This window comes from Spirosoma terrae (assembly GCF_010435915.1).
Taxonomy (GTDB): domain Bacteria; phylum Bacteroidota; class Bacteroidia; order Cytophagales; family Spirosomataceae; genus Spirosoma; species Spirosoma terrae.
Genome location: NZ_JAAFZH010000056.1, coordinates 1 through 323 on the forward strand (window position 1 = coordinate 1; position 323 = coordinate 323).

General features: G+C 55.4%; 1 pseudogene. It reads right to left on the reverse strand.

The annotated features are described in order from the left end of the window. Positions 1–302: pseudogene (locus GK108_RS31030) on the reverse strand (hypothetical protein); the annotation flags it as partial. Positions 303–323 lie beyond the last annotated feature (21 nt).

Sequence of the window (323 nt, forward strand, 5' to 3'; positions counted from 1 at the left end):
GCCAGCCAGTTGTAGGCGAAGCTAGCGGTTTGTCCGTTTTGCTGAGCGCGAAGATTGATGGTTGGATTATCGGTGTAGAGACGTAACGTATAGGGGCCTGGATTCGTGGTTGGGGCCAGCTCATTGACTACCGAGAAGGTGATGGTCGATCCGTTGCTGGCTGCATAGAGTGGCAGGAAGACGAGCTGTCTTTCGGTAGTTGAGACGGTCACACAGCTTAGGGTGTTGGCTGACGTAATGGTGAATAAGGCTGGGTTGGTCACTGGCGCTGGGCTGATGGTTAGCACTAGGGGGGTGTTCACGCTCAACCCGGCTGGGTCAGT